The sequence below is a fragment of the Streptomyces sp. NPDC059477 genome (assembly GCF_042749375.1).
Taxonomy (GTDB): domain Bacteria; phylum Actinomycetota; class Actinomycetes; order Streptomycetales; family Streptomycetaceae; genus Streptomyces.
This window is the reverse complement of the sequence record NZ_JBHYUG010000082.1, coordinates 18,292-37,013: the sequence shown is the minus strand read 5'-3', so window position 1 is coordinate 37,013 and position 18,722 is coordinate 18,292. Positions and strand designations below refer to the sequence as shown.

18 protein-coding genes are annotated in these 18,722 nt (G+C 71.8%); 8 read left to right on the top strand and 10 right to left on the bottom strand.

The genetic code is table 11. The features are described 5' to 3' along the window. Positions 1 to 139: 139 nt before the first annotated feature. The 6 genes from pelF (at position 140) to ACFXAZ_RS30520 (ending at position 6,628) form a co-directional block, all read left to right on the top strand. Positions 140 to 1,663, top strand: coding sequence for a GT4 family glycosyltransferase PelF (gene pelF, locus ACFXAZ_RS30545; RefSeq protein ID WP_384597755.1), 1,524 nt, complete (start codon positions 140 to 142; stop codon positions 1,661 to 1,663). Continuing rightward, positions 1,660 to 3,066 (top strand): hypothetical protein, encoded by a 1,407-nt coding sequence (locus ACFXAZ_RS30540; RefSeq protein WP_384597753.1) that lies wholly within the window; start codon positions 1,660 to 1,662, stop codon positions 3,064 to 3,066. The genes pelF and ACFXAZ_RS30540 overlap by 4 nt, the downstream gene beginning before the upstream one ends. A 196-nt stretch (positions 3,067 to 3,262) precedes the next feature. Continuing rightward, positions 3,263 to 4,264: a GDP-mannose 4,6-dehydratase gene (locus ACFXAZ_RS30535; RefSeq protein ID WP_384597751.1), complete on the top strand. Its 1,002-nt coding sequence runs from the start codon at positions 3,263 to 3,265 to the stop codon at positions 4,262 to 4,264. 72 nt (positions 4,265 to 4,336) lie between these two features. Further along, complete coding sequence (locus ACFXAZ_RS30530; protein ID WP_384597749.1) at positions 4,337 to 5,050, top strand: NDP-sugar synthase; 714 nt, start codon at positions 4,337 to 4,339, stop codon at positions 5,048 to 5,050. A gap of 7 nt (positions 5,051 to 5,057) precedes the next feature. Then, entirely contained in the window at positions 5,058 to 5,969 is a 912-nt protein-coding gene (locus ACFXAZ_RS30525; protein WP_384597747.1) for an NAD-dependent epimerase/dehydratase family protein, read from the top strand. After that, positions 5,966 to 6,628, top strand: a complete 663-nt coding sequence (locus ACFXAZ_RS30520; RefSeq protein ID WP_384597745.1) for a spherulation-specific family 4 protein — start codon at positions 5,966 to 5,968, stop codon at positions 6,626 to 6,628. The genes ACFXAZ_RS30525 and ACFXAZ_RS30520 overlap by 4 nt, the downstream gene beginning before the upstream one ends. Positions 6,629 to 6,988: 360 nt before the next feature. On the opposite strand, the gene ACFXAZ_RS30515 is transcribed toward ACFXAZ_RS30520, so the two are convergent. Further along, positions 6,989 to 7,357: a hypothetical protein gene (locus tag ACFXAZ_RS30515; protein ID WP_384597743.1), complete on the bottom strand. Its 369-nt coding sequence runs from the start codon at positions 7,355 to 7,357 to the stop codon at positions 6,989 to 6,991. Positions 7,358 to 7,582: 225 nt separating this feature from the next. Between ACFXAZ_RS30515 and ACFXAZ_RS30510 the strand changes: the two genes are divergently transcribed. Further along, positions 7,583 to 8,308 (top strand): dienelactone hydrolase family protein, encoded by a 726-nt coding sequence (locus ACFXAZ_RS30510; protein ID WP_384597741.1) that lies wholly within the window; start codon positions 7,583 to 7,585, stop codon positions 8,306 to 8,308. A gap of 140 nt (positions 8,309 to 8,448) precedes the next feature. Then, positions 8,449 to 8,676 (top strand): hypothetical protein, encoded by a 228-nt coding sequence (locus ACFXAZ_RS30505; RefSeq protein WP_384597739.1) that lies wholly within the window; start codon positions 8,449 to 8,451, stop codon positions 8,674 to 8,676. A 44-nt stretch (positions 8,677 to 8,720) separates the two neighbouring features. On the opposite strand, the gene ACFXAZ_RS30500 is transcribed toward ACFXAZ_RS30505, so the two are convergent. The 9 genes from ACFXAZ_RS30500 to ACFXAZ_RS30460 form a co-directional block, all read right to left on the bottom strand. Next, positions 8,721 to 9,224, bottom strand: coding sequence for a hypothetical protein (locus ACFXAZ_RS30500; RefSeq protein WP_384597737.1), 504 nt, complete (start codon positions 9,222 to 9,224; stop codon positions 8,721 to 8,723). Between the two features lie 820 nt (positions 9,225 to 10,044). Further along, a complete protein-coding gene (gene iolD, locus ACFXAZ_RS30495) occupies positions 10,045 to 11,934 on the bottom strand; it encodes a 3D-(3,5/4)-trihydroxycyclohexane-1,2-dione acylhydrolase (decyclizing) (protein WP_384597734.1) in 1,890 nt (629 codons plus the stop codon). After that, entirely contained in the window at positions 11,931 to 12,806 is an 876-nt protein-coding gene (gene iolB, locus ACFXAZ_RS30490; RefSeq protein WP_384597731.1) for a 5-deoxy-glucuronate isomerase, read from the bottom strand. The genes iolD and iolB overlap by 4 nt, the downstream gene beginning before the upstream one ends. Continuing rightward, positions 12,803 to 13,711, bottom strand: a complete 909-nt coding sequence (locus ACFXAZ_RS30485; RefSeq protein ID WP_384597727.1) for a deoxyribose-phosphate aldolase — start codon at positions 13,709 to 13,711, stop codon at positions 12,803 to 12,805. Before ACFXAZ_RS30485 ends, iolB begins: the two co-directional genes overlap by 4 nt. After that, positions 13,708 to 14,667, bottom strand: coding sequence for a 5-dehydro-2-deoxygluconokinase (gene iolC / locus ACFXAZ_RS30480; RefSeq protein WP_384597724.1), 960 nt, complete (start codon positions 14,665 to 14,667; stop codon positions 13,708 to 13,710). The genes ACFXAZ_RS30485 and iolC overlap by 4 nt, the downstream gene beginning before the upstream one ends. Beyond that, positions 14,664 to 15,476: a 6-phosphogluconolactonase gene (locus tag ACFXAZ_RS30475; RefSeq protein WP_384597722.1), complete on the bottom strand. Its 813-nt coding sequence runs from the start codon at positions 15,474 to 15,476 to the stop codon at positions 14,664 to 14,666. Before ACFXAZ_RS30475 ends, iolC begins: the two co-directional genes overlap by 4 nt. Positions 15,477 to 15,480: 4 nt before the next feature. Next, a complete protein-coding gene (locus ACFXAZ_RS30470) occupies positions 15,481 to 16,317 on the bottom strand; it encodes a carbohydrate ABC transporter permease (RefSeq protein WP_384597720.1) in 837 nt (278 codons plus the stop codon). 3 nt (positions 16,318 to 16,320) lie between these two features. Further along, on the bottom strand, positions 16,321 to 17,277 hold the full coding sequence (locus ACFXAZ_RS30465; protein ID WP_384597718.1) for a carbohydrate ABC transporter permease: 957 nt from the start codon (positions 17,275 to 17,277) through the stop codon (positions 16,321 to 16,323). Next, complete coding sequence (locus ACFXAZ_RS30460; RefSeq protein WP_384597715.1) at positions 17,274 to 18,671, bottom strand: ABC transporter substrate-binding protein; 1,398 nt, start codon at positions 18,669 to 18,671, stop codon at positions 17,274 to 17,276. Before ACFXAZ_RS30460 ends, ACFXAZ_RS30465 begins: the two co-directional genes overlap by 4 nt. Positions 18,672 to 18,722: the final 51 nt, after the last annotated feature.

Below are 18,722 nucleotides of genomic sequence, written 5' to 3'. Positions count from 1 at the left end.
GGGGCCCCGGCGGGGGGCGGGGGGGGGGGGCCGACCCCCGCGCCCCGCGGCGGGGGCTCTCCCGCGCCCCCCGGGGCGCGCCTTGGGGGGCCCGGGGGGCCGCTCCGCCCACCACATACCTCGGCCGTGGAGCCCATCCATGCACGCTTTTCCTGGCGCGCACCGTGTCGCATCGACGCGCGTCACCCTGCTCACCGAAGGCACGTACCCGCACAGTCACGGCGGGGTGAGCGTCTGGTGCGACCAGCTCGTCACCGGAATGCCTGATCTCGACTTCGAGGTCATCGCCGTGACCGGCACCGGACGCGAACCCCTCGTCTGGGACGTTCCCGCCCATGTCACCCGCGTGGCCTCGGTCCCCATGTGGGGTCCCGCGCCCGACGGCCGCCCGCCGCGCGGCCGGAGCCGCAATCAGCTCGCCGCCGCCTACGAGCAGTTCCTGACGGCCGTGCTCGACCCGCGCGCCGAGCACGGTTTCGCCCCCGCCCTCTACACGATGGCGCGGGCCGCGGCGCGGGGCGCGCTCAGCCCCTTTCTCCGCGACGACCAGGCGATCCGCCTCATGACCGCCGTGTGGAACCGGCCGGGCCTGACCGTACGGGAGGCCCGCCCGACGCTGCATGACGCGATCACCGCGACGGGCCTGCTGGAACACGCCCTGCGCCCGCTGGCCACGCCGCCGCCCCAGGACGGGGTGGCGCACGCGGTCAGCGGCGGAGTCGCCGCGCTGCCGGGGCTCGCCGCGCTCGAACAGCACGGTGTGCCGCTGCTGCTGACCGAGCACGGTGTCTATCTGCGGGAGCGCTACCTCGGCTATCGCACCGCCCCCTACCGCTGGCCCGTCAAGGCCGTCGTCCTCGGGTTCTTCCGGCTGCTGGCCGAGGAGACCTACCGGCGGGCGGCGCTCATCACCCCGGGCAACCGCTACAACCGGCTGTGGGAGGAACAGGGCGGGGCCGCACCCGAGTCGATCCGCACCGTCTACAACGGTGTCGATCCGAGCGCCTTCCCCCCGGCCGGGCCCGAACCGGCCGCACCCACCCTCAGCTGGGCCGGCCGGGTCGACCCGATCAAGGACCTGGAGACCCTGATACGCGCCTTCGCCCTGGTCCGGGACAAGGTCCCCGATGCCACCCTCCGGCTGTTCGGCGGTACGCCGCGCGGCGGCGAGGCCTACCGCAAGCGCTGCGAGGCCCTCGCCGCGGACCTCGGTCATGGCGACGCGGTCACCTTCGAGGGACGGGTCGACGACATCAAGGACGCCTACGCCGCCGGGAACGTCGTGATGCTCTCCAGCATCAGCGAGGGTTTCCCGTTCACCTTGATCGAGGCCATGTCGTGCGGGCGGGCCACTGTCTCCACCGACGTCGGCGGTGTGCGCGAGGCCGTCGGCAGCACCGGCCTGGTGGTTCCGCCACGCGATCCCGAGCTGATGGCCGACGCCGCGCTGGAGCTGCTGGGCGACCCGCGGCGCCGCCGCATGATGGGCGAGGCGGCCCGGGCGCGCGTGATCGAGCAGTTCACCCTGCGCCAGACCGTCGACACCTTCCGCTCGATCTACCTGGAACTGGCCTCGTCCGGCCGCATGCGGCACCCGGTCGCCCACCAGCCGGAGCCGGTCGTGGGCACGGCCGTCATCAGCACGGGGAGCATGGCCGGATGAGCGGTCCGATGCCTCTCGATCCCGACGGCAGACAGGGCGAGACCATGGCCCTGAGATTGGTCAGAGCCCCGCTTCGTAAGGCCCTGCGATGGGACGAGACGATGACGCTGCGCCGGCCCAGGTTCGAGATAGACCACGCCGCGGTCGATGAACTCGCGGCCGAGCTGGCCGACCGGATCGGTCCGGCCGTGCATCCCTACGAGGTCGCCGCGCTGCTGGAGTCGGAGGGCCTGACCGGTGAGCTGATCAAGGAGCGCTACGGCCACCGCAACCTCTTCTCGCTGGCCGCCGCCCTCTACGAGAAGGTGCCGCGCTCCTTCCCGGAACCCGAGTCGCCACCCGACCCCTGGCGCCCCGACCATGTCCGCTCCGCGCTGCGCGGGGCCCTGTTCGCGCTGCCGGGGCTGGCGTACGTGCTCACCTCGCCGCTGTGGGACGCCGACAGTGCCCTCGCCGTACTGGTGGTGGCCGGTCTCGTGTCCTGGGCGTGGGGGCAGGCGCTCGGCCACCGGGCCTTCGCCCGGATGGCGACCGGACGCCGGGAAGCGGCCGTCACCCTGCTCAAGGGCGCTCCCCTCGGCGCGGCCGTGGCCACCGGGGCCGGCGTCCTGCTCTCCGGCTCGGGCACCGCGATGGTCGCCGCGACGTCCCAGTCGATGTATCTCGCGGCGGCGGGCGCGCTGCTGGTGCTGGGCAGGGAGCGGCTGCTGCTGGCCTCCCTGGCCCCGTTGGTCGCCGGGGCGGCGGTACTGCCGTGGTGGGAACCGGGCGAGGCACTGCGCGCCGGGCTGCCGCTGCTGGCGCTGGTGGGTGCGGTCGGTGCCGCCGGCCTGGTACTGCGTACCGCCCTCACCAGCACTCCCCCGGCGGCGGACGCCGTACGTCCCCCGCTCGTCCGCTCGCTGCCGTACGGCCTGTTCGGGCTGGCCGCGGGCACGCTGGTGCTGCTGCTCGGGCGGGAGGAACCCTGGGCGGTGATCGTGCTGACGGTGAGCATGGGGCTCGCCGAATGGCTGCTCTACCGCTTTCGGGGGCTGTCCGTGACGGCGCTGCGGGCGAGTGCGACACCGGCAGGGTTCCGGCTGCGTTCGGCGGGCGTCCTCGTCCTGTGCCTCGGCGGCTATCTGCTGCCGCTGCTGCCGCTGGCGCTGCTCACCGACTCGCCGCCGGTCCCGCTGCTGCTGCTCGCGGCGGCCCTGTGGATCGCCCTGCTGCTCCAGGCGTTCGGGGTGGCCTGGCCTCCCGCCGTGCTGTCCCTGGCCGCCGCCGCGGTGGCCGGCTCACTCACCCTGGCCGACCCTCCGATGGCCCTCGACGCCCTGTCGGCCTGCGCCGGCGCGGCGACGCTGGCCCTGCTCCTCTGGGCGCTGCGCCTGCTGGGACGGCCCGCACCCCACGCATGAGGTCCGCCCGCCCGCCGGGTGCGGCGCGCACTGCCGCCCGGCGGGACGACGTACCGCCCCCGCCACACATGACTCGACCCACAGACCCAAGTCCGCAGAACTCAGTCCACAGACCCAAGTCCGCAGAACTCAGTCCACAGCACTCAGCCCGCAGAAGCCCGCCCACCCCGCACCACCAGTCGAAAGGAAGTACGCGTTGACCACCGCACCACTCGCCGCCGTCACCGGAGCCGAGGGTTTCATCGGCTCCCACCTCACCGAGGCTCTGGTCGCCTCGGGGCACCGGGTGAGGGCCATGGCGCAGTACAACTCGTTCTCCTCCTACGGCTGGCTGGAGACCCTGCCGAAGGACGTCCTCGACCAGGTCGAGATCGTCCTCGGCGATGTCCGGGACCCCGGATCGGTCCGCTCCCTGCTCGAAGGCGCCGACTGCGCCTACCATCTGGCCGCGCTCATCGCGATCCCGTACTCGTACCAGGCGCCGCACAGCTACGTCGACACCAATGTCACCGGCACGCTCAATGTGCTGGAGGCGGTGCGCGCCCTCGGTACGCCCCGGCTGGTGCACACCTCGACCAGCGAGACGTACGGCACCGCGCAGACGGTGCCGATCACCGAGGACCACCCGATCAACACCCAGTCGCCGTACGCCGCTTCGAAGGCGGGCGGCGACCGGCTGGCGGACAGCTACTACGCCAGCTTCGACACGCCCGTGGTGACACTGCGGCCGTTCAACACCTTCGGTCCGCGCCAGTCGATGCGGGCCGTGATCCCGACCGTGATCGGCCAGCTCGCCGCCGGGGAACGCACGATCACCCTCGGCGATCTGCGTCCGACCCGGGACTTCTGCTACGTCAAGGACACCGCGCAGGCGTTCCTCACCGTGGGCGGCGCGCCCGCCGGGCAGGTGGTGGGGCGCACCTTCAACGCCGGTACCGGCGGGGAGATCTCGGTCGGCGACCTGGTCGCGCTGATCGGCAAGGTGATGGACACCGACGTCGACGTACGTGAGGATTCCGCGCGCATCCGGCCCGCGAACTCCGAGGTGATGCGCCTGGTCGCCGACGCGAGCCGGCTGACGGCCGCGACCGGCTGGCGGCCCGCGCACTCGCTGGAGGAAGGCCTCGCCCACACCGTGGAGTTCTTCCGCGACCCCGCGAACCTCGCCCGGTACAAGACCGGCATCTACAACATCTGACAGACGGCACGTCCACCACGGACACGTCCACGACAGACACGAAGCACCCGACGGACACCAAGAAGGAGTCCCATGCATGCTGTGATCCTGGCGGGAGGCAAGGGCGTCCGGCTGCGGCCCTACACCACCGCCCTGCCCAAACCGCTGGTGCCGATCGGCGACCAGCACGCCATTCTGGAGATCGTGCTGCGGCAGCTCGCGGCGGCGGGCTTCACCCGAGCCACCATCGCCATCGGTCATCTCGGCGAGATAATCCGCGCCTACGTGGGTGACGGCAGCCAGTGGGGCATGGCCGTCGACTATGTCACCGAGGAAAGCCCGCTGGGCACCATGGGCCCGCTGGTCACCATGATGGACAAGCTGCCCGAGACGTTCCTCGTCATGAACGGCGACATCCTCACCGACCTCGACTACGCGGACGTCCTGGGCGCCCACCGCGCGTCCGACGCGCCGCTCACCATCGCGACGTACGCCCGCAAGGTGCACATAGATTTCGGGGTGCTGACCACCACCGACGGCCGGGTCGTGGCCTTCACCGAGAAGCCCAGCATGGACTACCGCGTCTCCATGGGCGTGTACGGGCTGTCCCGGTCCACGCTGGAGGGCTACACCCCGGGGCTGCCGCTGGGCTTCGACGAGCTGGTGCTCGACCTGCTCGGGCGCGGCGACGCACCGCACGCCTACGAGTTCGACGGGTACTGGCTGGACATCGGCCGTCCGGACGACTACGACCAGGCCAACGCCGAGTTCACCACCCGCAAGTCGCTGTTGCTCAAGGGAGCCTGACCACCCGATGCGCATTCTCGTCCTCGGCCTCACCGGCTATCTGGGCGGCCATGTGGCCGGGCATCTGCGCGCCCTTGAGGGCGTGCGGGTGCTCGGCGGTGGCCGGTCCTCCGCCGCCGGGTTCGGCACGGACCTCGCCACGGTCCGCCCGGACGACCTGGCCCGCATGCTGACCGAAGCCGCGCCCGACGCGGTCATCAATTGCGCGGGTGCCACCGGGGGCGACGCCGTGACCCTCGCCGAGGTCAACGCCCGGGGCCCGGCGGTCCTGTGTGCCGCCCTGCGTGAGGCGGCGCCGTCGGCGCGGCTGGTCCATCTGGGGTCGGCCGCCGAGTACGGCCCCGGCACGCTCCACTCCAAGGTGACGGAGTCTGCGGCCACCCGACCGCTCTCCGTGTACGGCGCCACCAAGCTCGCCGGTACGGTCGCCGTCTCCACGTCGGGGCTGGACGCGGTGGTGCTGCGGGTCGGGAACCCGCTCGGGGCCGGGTCGCCGGTCACCGGGCTGCCGGGCCGGCTCGCGGGACAGCTGCGCGCGGCAGGCGACGACCCCGACGCGGTGGTCCGGCTGGGCGACCTGTCGGCGTACCGCGACTTCGTCGACGCGCGGGACGTGGCACGGGCGGCGGCGCTCGCGGCGCGGGCGCCCGGGCCGCTGCCAGCGGTTCTCAACATCGGCGGCGGGCAGGCGACCCGGGTACGGGACCTGGTGCGGGCGCTGGCCCGGATCGCGGGGTTCCGGGGGCGGATCGAGGAGAGCGGCGGCGGATCGGCCCGGTCCGGAGAGGTCTCGTGGCAGTGTTCGGACATCACGGCCGCGGGGTCCGCGCTCGGCTGGCGCCCCTCGTACACCCTTGACGACTCACTGGGCGCGCTGTGGGACCGGGCGGCACGGCCGGAAGGCGTCCGGGTTTCGTGAGCCTGCTCGTTCCGCTGTACGTCCATCCGGCAGAGGATCCCGGCGCGTGGCATCGCCTGATCGAGTCGGCCTCGCACACCTATGGCGTGATCCTGAACCCGGCGAGCGGTCCCGGTACGGAACCCGACCCCGCGTTCACGGCGGCGGCCCGGGCGCTGCGGGCGGCCGGTGCGCGGCTGCTCGGCTATGTCGACACCGACTACGGCACCCGCCCGCCCGCCGACGTGATGCGCGATGTGCTGCGCCACCGCGAGTGGTACGGCACCGAGGGCTGCTTCCTCGACCAGGTGACGGCCGCGCCGCAGGAACTGTCCGCGTGCCGACGGCTGGTGCGCGGTGTGCGCCGGCTCGGCGCCTCTCCCGTCGTGCTCAACCCGGGCGCGCACCCGGCGCCGGGGTACGCGCGGATCGCGGACCTGGTGGTGACGTTCGAAGGGCACTGGTCGACCTATGTGTCGGCGTTCAGCAGACCGGACTGGACGACCAGGCACCCACCGGAACGGTTCTGTCATCTGGTCTACGGCGTACCCGAGGTACTGGTCCCGCTCGCGGTGCGGACCGCGCACGAGCGCGGCGCGGCGGTCGCCGGCCCGGTCACGGGAGAACTGCCCAACCCGTGGGCCAGGTTGACACCCGCGCTCAGGGAAGCGGACCGCTGACCGCGCCCACCGGCCGCGGGGATGCTTCCCTGCGGCCGGTTCCGCCTGGTGCTCACGGCCGCCGGTGCACCGCGGTGAGTCGACGCGTGCTCTGGGAGTTCGGGGAGCGGCTCGGTGGGGTGCTCACCGCCTGCGAACGGGGCGACCAGCACGGTGGGTAGAGGCGTGCGCGCGGGGTCCTTCGCGAGGCACTGTGCGATGACGGAACGCAGTTCGTCCGGAACGTCGGAGAGATCTGGCTCTTCCTTGACGACACGACAGAGGAGAGCGGCCGGAGTACCCGCGCCGAACGGTTCTGCCCCCGTCGCGGCGTAGGAGAGGACCGCGCCGAGGGAGAACACATCGCTGGCCGTGCCGACCTCACTGCCGACGGCCTGTTCGGGTGACATGAAGCCGGGGTGCCGATGAGGGCGCCCGTACGGGTGAGGCCAGTGCCTCCGCCAGTCCGATGCCCAGGTCACGTACCCCGGCTGCCGGGAACGGGCCGCCGTCGGTGACTCTTCGGTGCAGGGAAGGTCCAGGGATGTATTCGCTGGCGATCCATGGCTCGGGGGCATCCGGGTCGGCGTCCACCACAGCGGCGGTCCAGAACCCGCCAACCCTGATGGCCAGCTCGACCTCCCGGCGGAAGCGCCCGCGGAATTCCGGATCATCGGCGATCTCGTTCCGGACCGTCTTGACCGCGACGCGGCGGCCCGAGGGAGACCTGCCGAGGAAGACACGGCCCATCCCGCCACTTCCGAATCTGCCCAGGAGCCGGTACGGACCGACTTCCCTGGGAAACCCGTTGGCGGACCACGGCCGGCCCCTGCTAGTTTCTCCGAGGCCGTGCGAGAGGGCGAGGAGGTGGTACCCGTGAATGCAGTATCGACATGGGTGCTCCCCTCCGGGGTCACGGTCGGACGATAGGTCGTCCGGGAGCGCCGTTCACGCGAGTTCCCGAAAGGCACGACCATGCACATCACTTCCGAGCAGCGCCTCGACGACGGCGTCCTCGAACGCGAATTCACCCTCGGCGAGATCCCCGGCACCCTGTGGACGCCCGGATCCCCCGCACCGGCCCCGCTGATCCTGATGGCCCACAACAACGGCCTGCCCAGGCGGGCGTCCCGGCTGGTGGCCCGTGCCCGGCACTGCGCGGCATCCGGCTACGTGGTGGCCTCCATCGACACCCCCGGGTGCGGCGACCGGCCCCGTTCCGCCGCCGACGAACAGGCCCGCGCCGCCCTCGGCCGCGCGACGCAGAACGGCGAACCCATCGACGAGATCCTTGAGCCCCTCGTCGGCTCACTGGTCGAAAGGGCGGTCCCGGAATGGCGGACCACCCTGGACGCCCTCCTCGCGCTGCCGGAGACCGCCGGGCCGGTCGGGTACTCCGGATGGACCGCCCTCGGCATCCACCTCACGGTGGCCGAACCCCGCGTCACCGCCGCGGGATTCTTCGCCGGGGGCCATGTCCCCCGGGCCCAGCGCGAAGAAGCCCGGCAGGTCACCATCCCCCTGCTGCTCCTGCTGCAATGGGACGACGAAGGAAACCCCCGCCAGCGCGCCCTCGACCTGTTCGACGCCTTCGGTACCAAGGAGAAGACACTCCACGCCAACCTGGGCGGCCACACCGGCACCCCATGGTTCGAGGTGGAAGACGGAAACCGGTTCTTCGACCGGCACCTGAAGAAGTAGGACCCGACCGCCAGGACGGCCGCAGACCCTAGGCGGCGGCAACCCTGCTGCGAAGGCTCACGCGAGAGTTGTCACAGCGGCCAGGCGCCGGTTCGTTTGGATCACTTCCGTCGGCCGAGGTTGTCGTTGAAGATGTCGGTATGACCCACCGCGTCAGCGCTCTGATCTCGGCCTTCGGCGTCCTTGCCGGAGTGATGCTGCTCCTTCTCACCGTTCGTGAATACCGCTCCGGGGCGTCGGTCCTCTGGGTCCTGGCCGGAGTTGCGATCTTCCTCAGCACCGCCTACACGCTCGTGCGGGACGTGCGGCGGCTCCGCACCGGGCCGAGCGCCCGTGCCCCGAGGCGCGGAACGCCCCTCCAGCCGTAGCGAGAGGGGCGTTCACCAGCGGGTCCGGCGTAGAGCCTGCCCCGTCAGTTGAAACGGTCGACCCTCAGGGTCCAGTTCTGGATTCCGGACTCCTGCGGGCTGTCCGTCTTGTACAGGAGGCGCACCTGGGCGTCCACGTTCTTGATCTGAGTGAAGGACGGGGCAATGGTGGCGACGCGCACGGTGGTCAGGGAACGCCACTCGGTGCCCATGTCGATGCTGCTGTCGAACCGGTGGTTGTCGCTGAGCGGGTGGGCGGGTTCGCCTCCGAAGAAGACGTCCAGGAAGACGACCCCGTTGTCATCCTTCGCCTTCAGCAGCGACTCGGCCGTGAACGTGACGATGAAGTTGCCGGCATAGCTGGGGGTACCGGGGCCGATGTTCGCGGGGATGAGCGCTCCGGGCAGGTCCACCCATATACCGGTGGTGGTGGGAACCCACGGGTCGTTGCTCCATACCGTGGAGGTGCTGATGGGAGAGCCCTGGAAGACCGTGGGCCCCTTCGGGCTGTCCCCGCCGGGCGGAGGAATGTTGCTGGGTGTGCTCATGCGAACTCCCAGATCATCTGAAGTGACCGACCGAGCACCGAATGTAATTGCCTGTCATCGATCCCGACAGATCACCTTTGAGCCTCTTTGTCATGGGGTGGCCGACAGTTCCTCGTTGACACCCTCGATCGCCCCACCACGCTTCCGTCTACGAGGCCGGACCGCCGCACGGAGTCACTTCTTCTCTCTCCACTACCTCCACTACCGCGTGCCCAGGAGTTGGAGGATCGCGTTCACCGCCTCCACCATCGGCACACCCAGCGCCCGGGTGGTCGCCGCGACGCCTGCCACGGCCATCAGCGCGCGGACCCGGACCTGCGGCTGGACGGCAGCGTCGGGGCGAGGTCCGGCAGTGCCGCGTCGATGGTCTGTGCGCCCAGGGGCGGCACCTCCTCACCGGACTCCGATCCGGCTGGATTCGGTGAAGTGACGCTCGACGGCCTCGGTCGCCTCAGCGGGCCGGGGTGCCGACGGTCTCGACGATCAGCGGGTCGGTGCCGTCCCGGTGGCAGACATGCGGGGAGGTCCATGCCTCGGGTATCTCACTCCTGCGGCGGGTTGGCCGGTTCGCTCGGCGCGGCCGTCATCCCGGTGTGCACGGGATGAACCCGGTGGCCCCCGGCGTCCAGCAGGACGAGACGACCGCGAACAGTCCAGCGGCGAGCGATCCAGGCGGACCGTCCCGTCGGGGGCGGGCCGCCGGTCGCGCAGCGCAGCGCGGCCGAGACCCGCTCCCGCGCCTCCTGGAGCGAGGCGGGCCCCCACGTCGGCCTGCGGGGGCAGCGACCGGGCGGACGCGCCTCCGGCCGGTCCGTTCCGGTCAGTCGGTGGGTCGCAGCAGCGGGCGCTGGCCCGTCTTGTGGGTCTCGTAGGTCCGGCGGGCCGCCGTCGTCGAGGGCAGTGATGCCACCTCGGCCACCGGTACGTCCCACCATGCCCCGGAGGCGGGTGAGGCGGACAGCGGGTCGGTCTCGATGTGCACCACTGTGGTGCGCTCGCTGGCCAGTGCCCGGGCGAACGCCTCACGGAAGGCGTCGGTGCCCGAGGCACGGATGACGTCCGCGCCCAGGCTCGCGGCGTTCGCGGCCAGGTCGACCGGAAGGGCGCCGCCGTCGTGCCGGCCGGTGTCCTCGTCGCGGTAGCGGTACTGGGTGCCGAAGCGTTCGGAGCCGAGGGACGCGGAGAGCGCGCCGATGGAGGCGTAGCCGCGGTTCTCCACCAGGACGATGACGAGTTTGAGGTGCTCGGCCACGGCGGTGGCGATCTCCTGGGCCATCATCAGATACGAGCCGTCGCCGACCAGGACCACCGCCTGCCGGTCGGGCGCGGCCATCTTCACGCCGAGGCCGCCCGCGATCTCGTAGCCCATGCAGGAGTAGCCGTACTCCACGTGGTAGCCCAGCGGGTCGCTGGGGCGCCAGAGTTTGTGCAGGTCGCCGGGGATCGAGCCGGCGGCGGAGATCACCACGTCGCGGTCGTCGATGGCGTCGCGGATCGCGCCCAGGATCTCGCTCTGGGCGGGCAGCGGAGTGGTGGCGCGGGTGAAGGCGGTTTCCACCTTCTCGTCCCAGCGGCGGACCAGTTCGGCCGTGCGCGCGCGGCGGGCGGCGGGCACGGTGTGCCCGGCCAGCGCGCGGGCCAGTGCCTCGATACCGGCGCGGGCGTCGGCCTGGAGCATCAGTCCGGCCTGTTTGGCGGTGTCGAGGGAGGTGATGTTGAGGTTGATGAACCGGACGTCCGGGTCGGCGAAGAGGGTGCGGGAGGCGGTGGTGAAGTCCTGCCAGCGGGTGCCGATGCCGAGGACCACATCGGCCTCGCGGGCCAGGGTGTTGGCGGCCTCGCTGCCGGTGTGGCCGATCGCGCCGGCCGCGGCCGGGTGGCCGTGGGGCAGCGCGGCCTTGCCCGCCTGGGTGACCGCGACCGGGATGCCGGTGGCGGCCGTGAAGCGGGCCAGTGCCTCGGTGGCGTCGGAGTGGATCACACCGCCGCCGGCCACGATCAGCGGACGCTCGGCGTGGCGCAGCAGCCGTACGGCCGCGGCCAGCGCGGACTCGTCGGGAGCGGGACGGCGTACGTGCCACACGCGGCGGGCGAAGAACTCCTCGGGGAAGTCGGCCGCCTCGGCCTGGACGTCCTGCGGCAGGCAGAGGGTGACCGCGCCGGTCTCGGCCGGGTCGCTCAGTACCCGCATCGCCTGGAGCGCGCTGGAGAGGAGCTGTTCGGGGCGCCAGACGCGGTCGAAGTAGCGGGACACCGGGCGGAAGACGTCGTTGACGGTGATGTCACCGGCGTGCGGCAGTTCCAGTTCCTGGAGGAGCGGGCTGGCGGCGCGGGTGGCGAAGGTGTCGCCGGGCAGGAGGAGGACGGGCAGCCGGTTGATGGTGGCCAGTGCCGCGCCGGTGACCATGTTGGTGGCGCCGGGGCCGACGGAGGTGGTGCAGGCGAGGGTGGAGAGGCGGCGGCGGGTGCGGGCGAAGGCGACGGCGGCGTGCACCATGGCCTGCTCGTTGCGGGACTGGTAGTAGGCCAGGTCGTCGGGCTGCTGGAGCAGCGCCTGTCCGATTCCGGCGACATTGCCGTGGCCGAAGATGCCGAAGCAGCCTTCGATCAGCCGGTGTTCGACGCCGTCGCGCTCGGTGTACTGCTGGGCGAGGAACGACACCAGCGCCTGGGCGGTGGTGAGCCGGCGGGTTGCCCGGGTGGTGCTCATCGGGGTCCCTCCGCGTCGCACAGGGGCACGCGCGGGTCCGCTGCCATGCCCTCCCATGAGGCCCGTACCCAGTGGTGCGCGGGGTCGTCGCAGCAGGCCATGGTCCGCTCGGGGTGCGGGCCCGCCAGGACGTTGAGGTAGTACATGGGGTAGCCGGGGGCGGCCATCGAGGGGCCGTGGTAACCACGGGGCACCAGGATCGCGTCGCCCTGGCGGACCTCTTCGAGGACGTCGATGCCGTCCGTGTACACCCGCTGGTAGCCGATGGGGGCGGTGCCGGGGCCGCCCCTCGTGCCCAGTTCGAAGTAGTAGATCTCTTCGAGTACGGCTTCGTCCTCGGCCCGCTCGTCGTGCTTGTGCGGGGGGTACGAGGACCAGTTGCCGTCCGGGGTGAGGACCTCCACCGCGACCAGCCGGTCGCAGGGGAAGCCCTCGGGGGAGGCGAAGTTGTTGACCTGGCGGGTGGCGTTGCCGGCGCCGCGGGTCTCCACGGAGACGTTCTCGGCCGGGCCGTAGGCGGGTTCGAGGCGTCGTTCGCAGCGGGCGGCGGGCAGCGCGAACCGTCCGCCCGCGGCCGAGTGGACGGTGACCTGCGCGTCGCGCGGGGCGTAGGCGAAGTCGGTGACGCGGGTGAACACGTCGGCGCGGCCGGCCAGTTCGAAGGCGTGCCCGTCGATGGTGACCTGGCAGGCGCCGGCCAGCGGCAGCACGATGCACTCGCTGTCGCCCGTGGTGAACCGCGCGCTCTCGCCTGGCGCCAGTTCCAGCACCCGCAGCGAGCTGTAGGTCCAGCCCGCCTTCTCGGGGGTGATCGCCAGGCTGAAGCCGTCCGTGCCCGCCGTACCGGCGGGCAGGTGGAGGGAGCCGGTCATCGGATGTCCTCGTCCCGGCCCAGCAGGGAGACCGCCGTGTCGATCGCGCCGCGGACGTCACCGTCCGAGGGGAAGAGCATGGTGCGGCCGATGATCAGCCCGCGGACGTGCTCGATCCGCAGGGCCTTCTGCCAGGAGGCGTACATCGCATCCGGGTCGCCGCCGCCCTCGCCGCCCAGCAGCAGGGTCGGCATGGTGGTGGAGGCCATCATCCGCTCCATCTCGTCCACCACCGGCACCTTCAGCCAGGTGTGGGCGGAGGTGCGGCCGAGGCCCTGGGCGATGTTGTTGGCCCAGATCTGCGCGTCCGGCTCCAGGATGTTGCGGACCCTGCCGTTCTCGCGCACCGACTTGAAGGGCTCGACCAGGGCCATCAGACGCCGTTCGGCGAGTTCGTTGATGGCCTGGGCCGTGCCGGTCAGGGTCGCCGCGGTGCCCGGCTCGGCGGGGTCGATGCGGAGCAGCATCTTGCCGCCGTCCAGGCCGCCTTCGGCGATGCCCCGGGCGTCGTAGCCGCCGAAGCGGTCGTCGAGTTCGAAGGAGGCGCCGGGCAGTCCGCCGCGGTTCATGGAGCCCAGCACCAGCTTGCCGTCGAGGGCGCCCAGCAGCGTCAGGTCCTCGACCAGGTCGGCGGTGCCGAGGAAGCCGTCCACGCCCGGCCGGGAGAGTGCCACAAGGCAGCGGGCCAGCAGTTCGTGGCGGTCCCCCATGGCCGTCGGGTCGCCGCCGGCCGCGACCGCGCCGCGCGCCGGGTGGTCGGCGGCCAGGATGAACAGCGGCCGGGCGAGGCGCGCCGTGTCGAACCGGGGGCGGGCCGCGGCGGCCCGGCGGATGGCGTCCGGGTCGGTCAGCCGCAGGTGCGCCACCGCGGCGAGGTCGGCGGCGGGGCGGGTGGTGGTGATCACTGCTGTGCTCCAGGGCTGGTACGGCGGCCGGCCAGCAGCCGGTCGATCTCATCGGGGGTGGGCATGGCGTCCGCGCAGGAGTGGCGGGAGGCGACGATCGCCCCGGCGGCGTTGGCGTTCTCCAGGATCCGGGTCAGCGGCAGTCCGGCGACCAGTCCGGCGACCAGCGCTCCGCCGAAGGCGTCGCCCGCGCCGAGCCCGTTGACGACGTCCACCGGCACCGGCGGCAGCACCACGCTCTCGGTGGCGGTCCGGGCCAGGACTCCGGCGGGACCCTGCTTGACGACGGCGAGGCGCACCCCGCGTTCCAGCAGCAGATCGGCGGCCCGGTCCGGGTCGCGGGTGCCGACGGCGACCTCGACCTCGTCCCGGTTGCCGACCGCGACGGTGCAGTGCTCCAGGGCGCGGGCGTAGTGGGCCGGGGCCTGGGCCGGGTCGCTCCAGAACATGGGGCGCCAGTCCAGGTCGAAGACCGTGTCGGTGCCGGGCTCGCGGTCGGCGATGGCACGCAGGGTCGTGTCGCGTGAGGGCTGTGCGGACAGTGCGCTGCCGGTGATCCAGACGACCCGGGCGGTGCGCAGCGCGTCGGTGTCCAGGTGGTCCTCGGTGATGCGCAGGTCGGGCGCGTCGGCCCGGTAGAAGTAGAGCGGGAAGGTGTCCGGCGGGAAGATCTCGCAGAGCACGATGGGGGTCTGGGCACCGGGGACGGTCACCACGTGCCGGTCGTCCACGCCGAAGCCGCGCAGCGCGGTGCGGACGAACCCGCCGAGGGGGTCGTCGCCGACGCCGGTGGTGACGGAGGTGCGCAGTCCGTGCCGGGCCCCGGCGACCGCCACGTTGGTGGCGCTGCCGCCGAGGTACTTGGCGAAGGTCCGCACCTCGGCGAGGCCGGTGCCGATCTGTTCGGGGTAGAGGTCCACCCCGACCCGGCCGAGCGTCATCAGGTCGTACGTCATGCCGCGTCCTGCCGGATGCCGGCGGCGGCCCGGTCCACGTACAGGGCGGGGTCCTTGCACAGGGTGAGCAGGGTCGCGGGCCAGGAGGGGTCGTAGCCCGTGGTGGTGGTGAGGCGGTGGACGGCCTGGCGCTTGTGCTCGCCGTGGACCACCATCACCGCGCGGCGGGTGTGGGTGACGATGGTGCGCACCCCCACGGTGACGCCGTGGCGCGGGACCTCGTCGAGGGAGGCGAAGCCGGGGAAGGTGGCGAGGTTGTCGGCGCGGGTGGTGTCGGCGAGGACGGTGACGCGGCTGGTGCTGTCCTCGGGCGAGCCGGGCGGGTTGAAGGCGATGTGCCCGTCGGAGGCGCCGGTGGCGAGGATGAAGAGGTCCACCCCGCCCGCGTCGGCGAGCCGCTCCTCGTAGGCGGCCGGGTCGGCGGGGTGCGGGAACCAGACGGCGGCGGCCGGGATGCCGCGGCCGGGTCCGGCGGCGGCGTTGAGGGGGGCCACGATGTGTTCGTCGGCGAAGCGGTGGCAGCTGTTGTGGGCGCTGTGGGGGACGTCCTGGTAGCCGCCGTCCGGGGCGGGCACGACGTACTCGTCCATCATGGCGATCACGACATGGCTCAGGTCGAGTCCGCGCTCGGCGGTCAGTGCGGCGAGCGCGTCGTACACCGGCTTGGGGCTCCGGCCGCCGGGACAGCCCAGGACGTAGCGGTGTCCGGCGCGGCCGGCCTCGGCGATGCCGTCGGCGATCTCTCGGGCGAGGGTCTCGCCGAGTGCGCCGGGGCTGTCGAAGACGCGCGGGGACAGGGGGGCTGACACGGTGTTACTCCTTCACGGCGCCGGCGAGCATGCCGCTGATCATGCGGCGCTGCAGGGCGAGGTAGCTGATGAGCACGGGAAGTGCGACCAGGACGGCCGCGGCGGCGGTGACGCCGGGGTCGCTGTTGCGGCGGTTGCCCGCGAAGAACGACAGGGCGAGCGGTGCGGTCTGCACGCTCTGGTTGTCCGGTACGAGGACCAGGGCCAGCAGGAACTCGTTCCACGCGAAGAGAAAGAGCAGGGTGGCCAGGGTGCCGATCGCGGGCATGGACATCGGCAGCAGGATCGAGCGCAGGGTGCGGAACCTGGAGGCGCCGTCGACGGAGGCGGCTTCACGCAGCGCGGGGGGCGTGGAGTCGAAGAAGGTCCGCATCCAGAAGATCGCGAACGGCAGGGAGAGGCCGATCTGCGGGAGGATCAGCGCCCAGTAGGTGTTGATCAGGTCCCAGGACTTGAGCTGGTGGTAGAGCGGGATGACGGTCGCCTCGTAGGGCATCACGAGTCCGGCCAGCAGCAGTACCAGCAAAAGGCCCTTGAGGGGGAAGGGGAAGACGGAGAAGGCGTAGCCCGCGAGGACGGCGAGCAGGATGGTGATGACCACCACGACGGCGGCGACCAGCAGGCTGGATATCAGCGGCTGGGCGGACAGTCCGCGGTCCCATGCCTCGGCGAAGTTGTCGAGACTGACGGAGGTGGGGAGGGAGAAGCCGCTGTGGCGGCTGCCGGGCTCGCTCAGGGCGAGCAGGACGACGGACAGGAACGGGTACAGCGCGATGAGCGCGGCGATGCCCAGGATGGCGTGACCGATGACGGTCTGGCGGCGGCTGCTGTGGGTGTTCACCTGTCAGCTCTCCTTCCCGCGCACCAGGCGCATGATGACGGCGGTGACGGCGAGGACGACCACGGTCAGGCAGATGGAGATCGCGGAGGCGGCGCCGACCTCGCGGGTGAGGAACGCGCCCTGGTAGATGAAGACGCTGGGGACCGAGGTGGAGGAGCCGGGACCGCCGGCGGTGGTGTTCCACACCAGGTCGAAGTTGCGCAGCGCGTAGGTGACGGTGAGCACCAGGGCGACCGCGCACTCGCCACGCAGTGCGGGCAGGGTGACGGTGAAGAACTCCCGGATGGGGCCGCAGCCGTCCAGGCGCGCCGACTCGTACAGTTCCACCGGGATCTTCTGCACCCCGGCCAGGAAGAGCACCATGCACAGGCCGAACATCACCCAGGTGCCGATGAGGCCGACCGCGGGCAGTGCGGTGGAGTAGTCGCCGAGCCAGGCGCGGGCCAGGGAGCCCAGGCCGACGGCGCGCAGGGCCGCGTTGAGGGGGCCGTCGATGTCGTAGACCCAGCGCCAGGAGACCGCGACCACGACGGTGGCGAGGATCTGCGGGAGGAAGAGCACGGCGCGGAAGAAGGTGAGGCCGCGGACCTTGATCCGGGACATGAGTCCGGCCAGGGCCAGGCCGATCGCGACCGGGAGGAAGGCGTAGAAGACGACGAAGACCAGGGAGTGGCCCATCGCCGCCGGAATCCGGCCGTCGGCGAACAGGGCGGTGTAGTTGTCGAGTCCGGCCCACTGGCCGAGTGTGATGCCGTCCCAGTGGAACAGCGAGATCCAGGCGGTCTGGCCGAGCGGGCGCAGCACGAACAGGATGTAGAAGACAGCGGCGGGCGCGAGGTAGAGGAAGGCCGGCCAGTACTGGCGGGCGGCCCAGGCGCGCACTCTGCTCCGGGGCGGCATGGGGTCTTCGGCCGTCTTCGCGCCCCGGGTGGCCGGGGCGGGCGCCGTGCGCGTGCTCACGAGGCGTCCTTGGCGGCGGCGTCCGCGGCGGCGCGCTGTTTGTCGGCGAAGGACTGCCAGTCCTTCTGGAGGCCCTGGGCGAAGCCGGCCGGGGTGATGCGTCCGGACAGCAGGTCCTGGGTGGTGGCGCCGACGGTGTCGTACATCGTGGTGGAGGCCCAGTCCAGGTAGAAGTTCTGGCCGTCGTCGGCGAGGAGTTTCAGGCCGATGTCGTTGACCTGCTCGACGACCGGGCTGGCAGCCTTGACGCCGGTGCCGCCGGTGACCGGGGTGCGGCCGACGTCGGCGAGGGTCTGGGCGAATTCCTTGCTCATCAGCATGTCGAGGAAGGCGACGGCGGCCTTGGTCTTCTTGGTCTTGGCGGAGATGTGCCAGCCCAGGCCCAGGGAGCCCACCGAGGCGCGGGTGCCGTCGGCGCGGGCGGGCAGGGTGAAGCCGACCTCGCCGTCCATGGATTCCTGGAGGGTGGGCGCGTTCCAGGAGCCGGCGACGAGGAAGGCGCCCTGGCCCTGGCTGAACTTGGCGACGGCGTCGTCGGAGCTGATGCCGTCGTAGCCCTTGCCGAAGTAGCCGTTCTTCGCCCAGTTCTGTACGGTCCTGGCGGCGTCCTCGGTGCCCTTGTCGGCGATGGTGGCGCCGGGCACGCCGCTGATCCAGGAGCGGACGTCGCGGCTGGGCACGTTCTGCGCCTGGACCAGGCCGATGACCTGGCTGGCCGGGTACTTCTCGGCGTTGCCGAGCATGAGGGGCTGGGTGCCCGCGTCCTTGGCCTTGTCGAGTGCCCGGGTGAACTCCTCGTAGGTCTTCGGGGGTTCGATGCCCAGCCTGTCGAGGGTGCGGGTGTTGTAGAAGACGCCGACGTATTCGGTGGCGGGGCTGATGCCGTAGAGGCTGCCGGAGCCGAACAGTGATCCGTCCTGGGACCAGCGGTACTGCTTGAGGGCGCCGTCGGTGAAGGTGTTCTCCCAGCCGTAGGTGCGCATGACGTCGTCCAGCGGGCGCAGCAGTCCGGCCTCGACGAGCGGGCCGTCGGTGCCGTATCCCTGGTTGCCCTGGGCTATGTCGGGGGCGTCGGAGCCGGACATCGAGTTCACGACGGTCTTCATCAGGTCGTCGAAGCCCTTGGTGACGACCTCTACGTTGACGTTGGGGTACTTCTTCTCGTAGAGCGGGACCAGCTTCTCCAGGGTGCCCTCCTCACCGGCGTCGGCGAGGACGCGCAGGGTGGTGTCACCCAGTTCCGCGACGTCCTCGGGGGTGACGCGCTCGGTGATGCGAGGCCCCTGGATTCCGGAGGAGGCGGCCGGGCCGCCGGCCCCGGGAACGCTACAGGCGCTTGCCAGCAGGGCCGTCAGGGCGATGCCTGCCGCCATGCTCCAACGCGGCTTCTTCATGGGTGCTCCGACTTCTTGGGCCCGCGCCATCGCGAACCGGGAGACAGGGGT

Excerpts from the sequence above, each read along its gene's own strand:
- pelF (WP_384597755.1), top strand. The coding sequence starts at position 140 with ATGCACGCTTTTCCTGGCGCGCACCGTGTCGCATCGACGCGCGTCACC.
- ACFXAZ_RS30460 (WP_384597715.1), bottom strand. The coding sequence starts at position 18,671 with ATGAAGAAGCCGCGTTGGAGCATGGCGGCAGGCATCGCCCTGACGGCC.
- ACFXAZ_RS30510 (WP_384597741.1), top strand. The coding sequence starts at position 7,583 with ATGCACATCACTTCCGAGCAGCGCCTCGACGACGGCGTCCTCGAACGC.
- ACFXAZ_RS30500 (WP_384597737.1), bottom strand. The coding sequence starts at position 9,224 with ATGAGCACACCCAGCAACATTCCTCCGCCCGGCGGGGACAGCCCGAAG.
- ACFXAZ_RS30505 (WP_384597739.1), top strand. The coding sequence starts at position 8,449 with ATGACCCACCGCGTCAGCGCTCTGATCTCGGCCTTCGGCGTCCTTGCC.
- ACFXAZ_RS30525 (WP_384597747.1), top strand. The coding sequence starts at position 5,058 with ATGCGCATTCTCGTCCTCGGCCTCACCGGCTATCTGGGCGGCCATGTG.
- ACFXAZ_RS30540 (WP_384597753.1), top strand. The coding sequence starts at position 1,660 with ATGAGCGGTCCGATGCCTCTCGATCCCGACGGCAGACAGGGCGAGACC.
- ACFXAZ_RS30515 (WP_384597743.1), bottom strand. The coding sequence starts at position 7,357 with ATGGGCCGTGTCTTCCTCGGCAGGTCTCCCTCGGGCCGCCGCGTCGCG.
- ACFXAZ_RS30530 (WP_384597749.1), top strand. The coding sequence starts at position 4,337 with ATGCATGCTGTGATCCTGGCGGGAGGCAAGGGCGTCCGGCTGCGGCCC.
- iolD (WP_384597734.1), bottom strand. The coding sequence starts at position 11,934 with ATGAGCACCACCCGGGCAACCCGCCGGCTCACCACCGCCCAGGCGCTG.
- iolC (WP_384597724.1), bottom strand. The coding sequence starts at position 14,667 with ATGACGTACGACCTGATGACGCTCGGCCGGGTCGGGGTGGACCTCTAC.
- iolB (WP_384597731.1), bottom strand. The coding sequence starts at position 12,806 with ATGACCGGCTCCCTCCACCTGCCCGCCGGTACGGCGGGCACGGACGGC.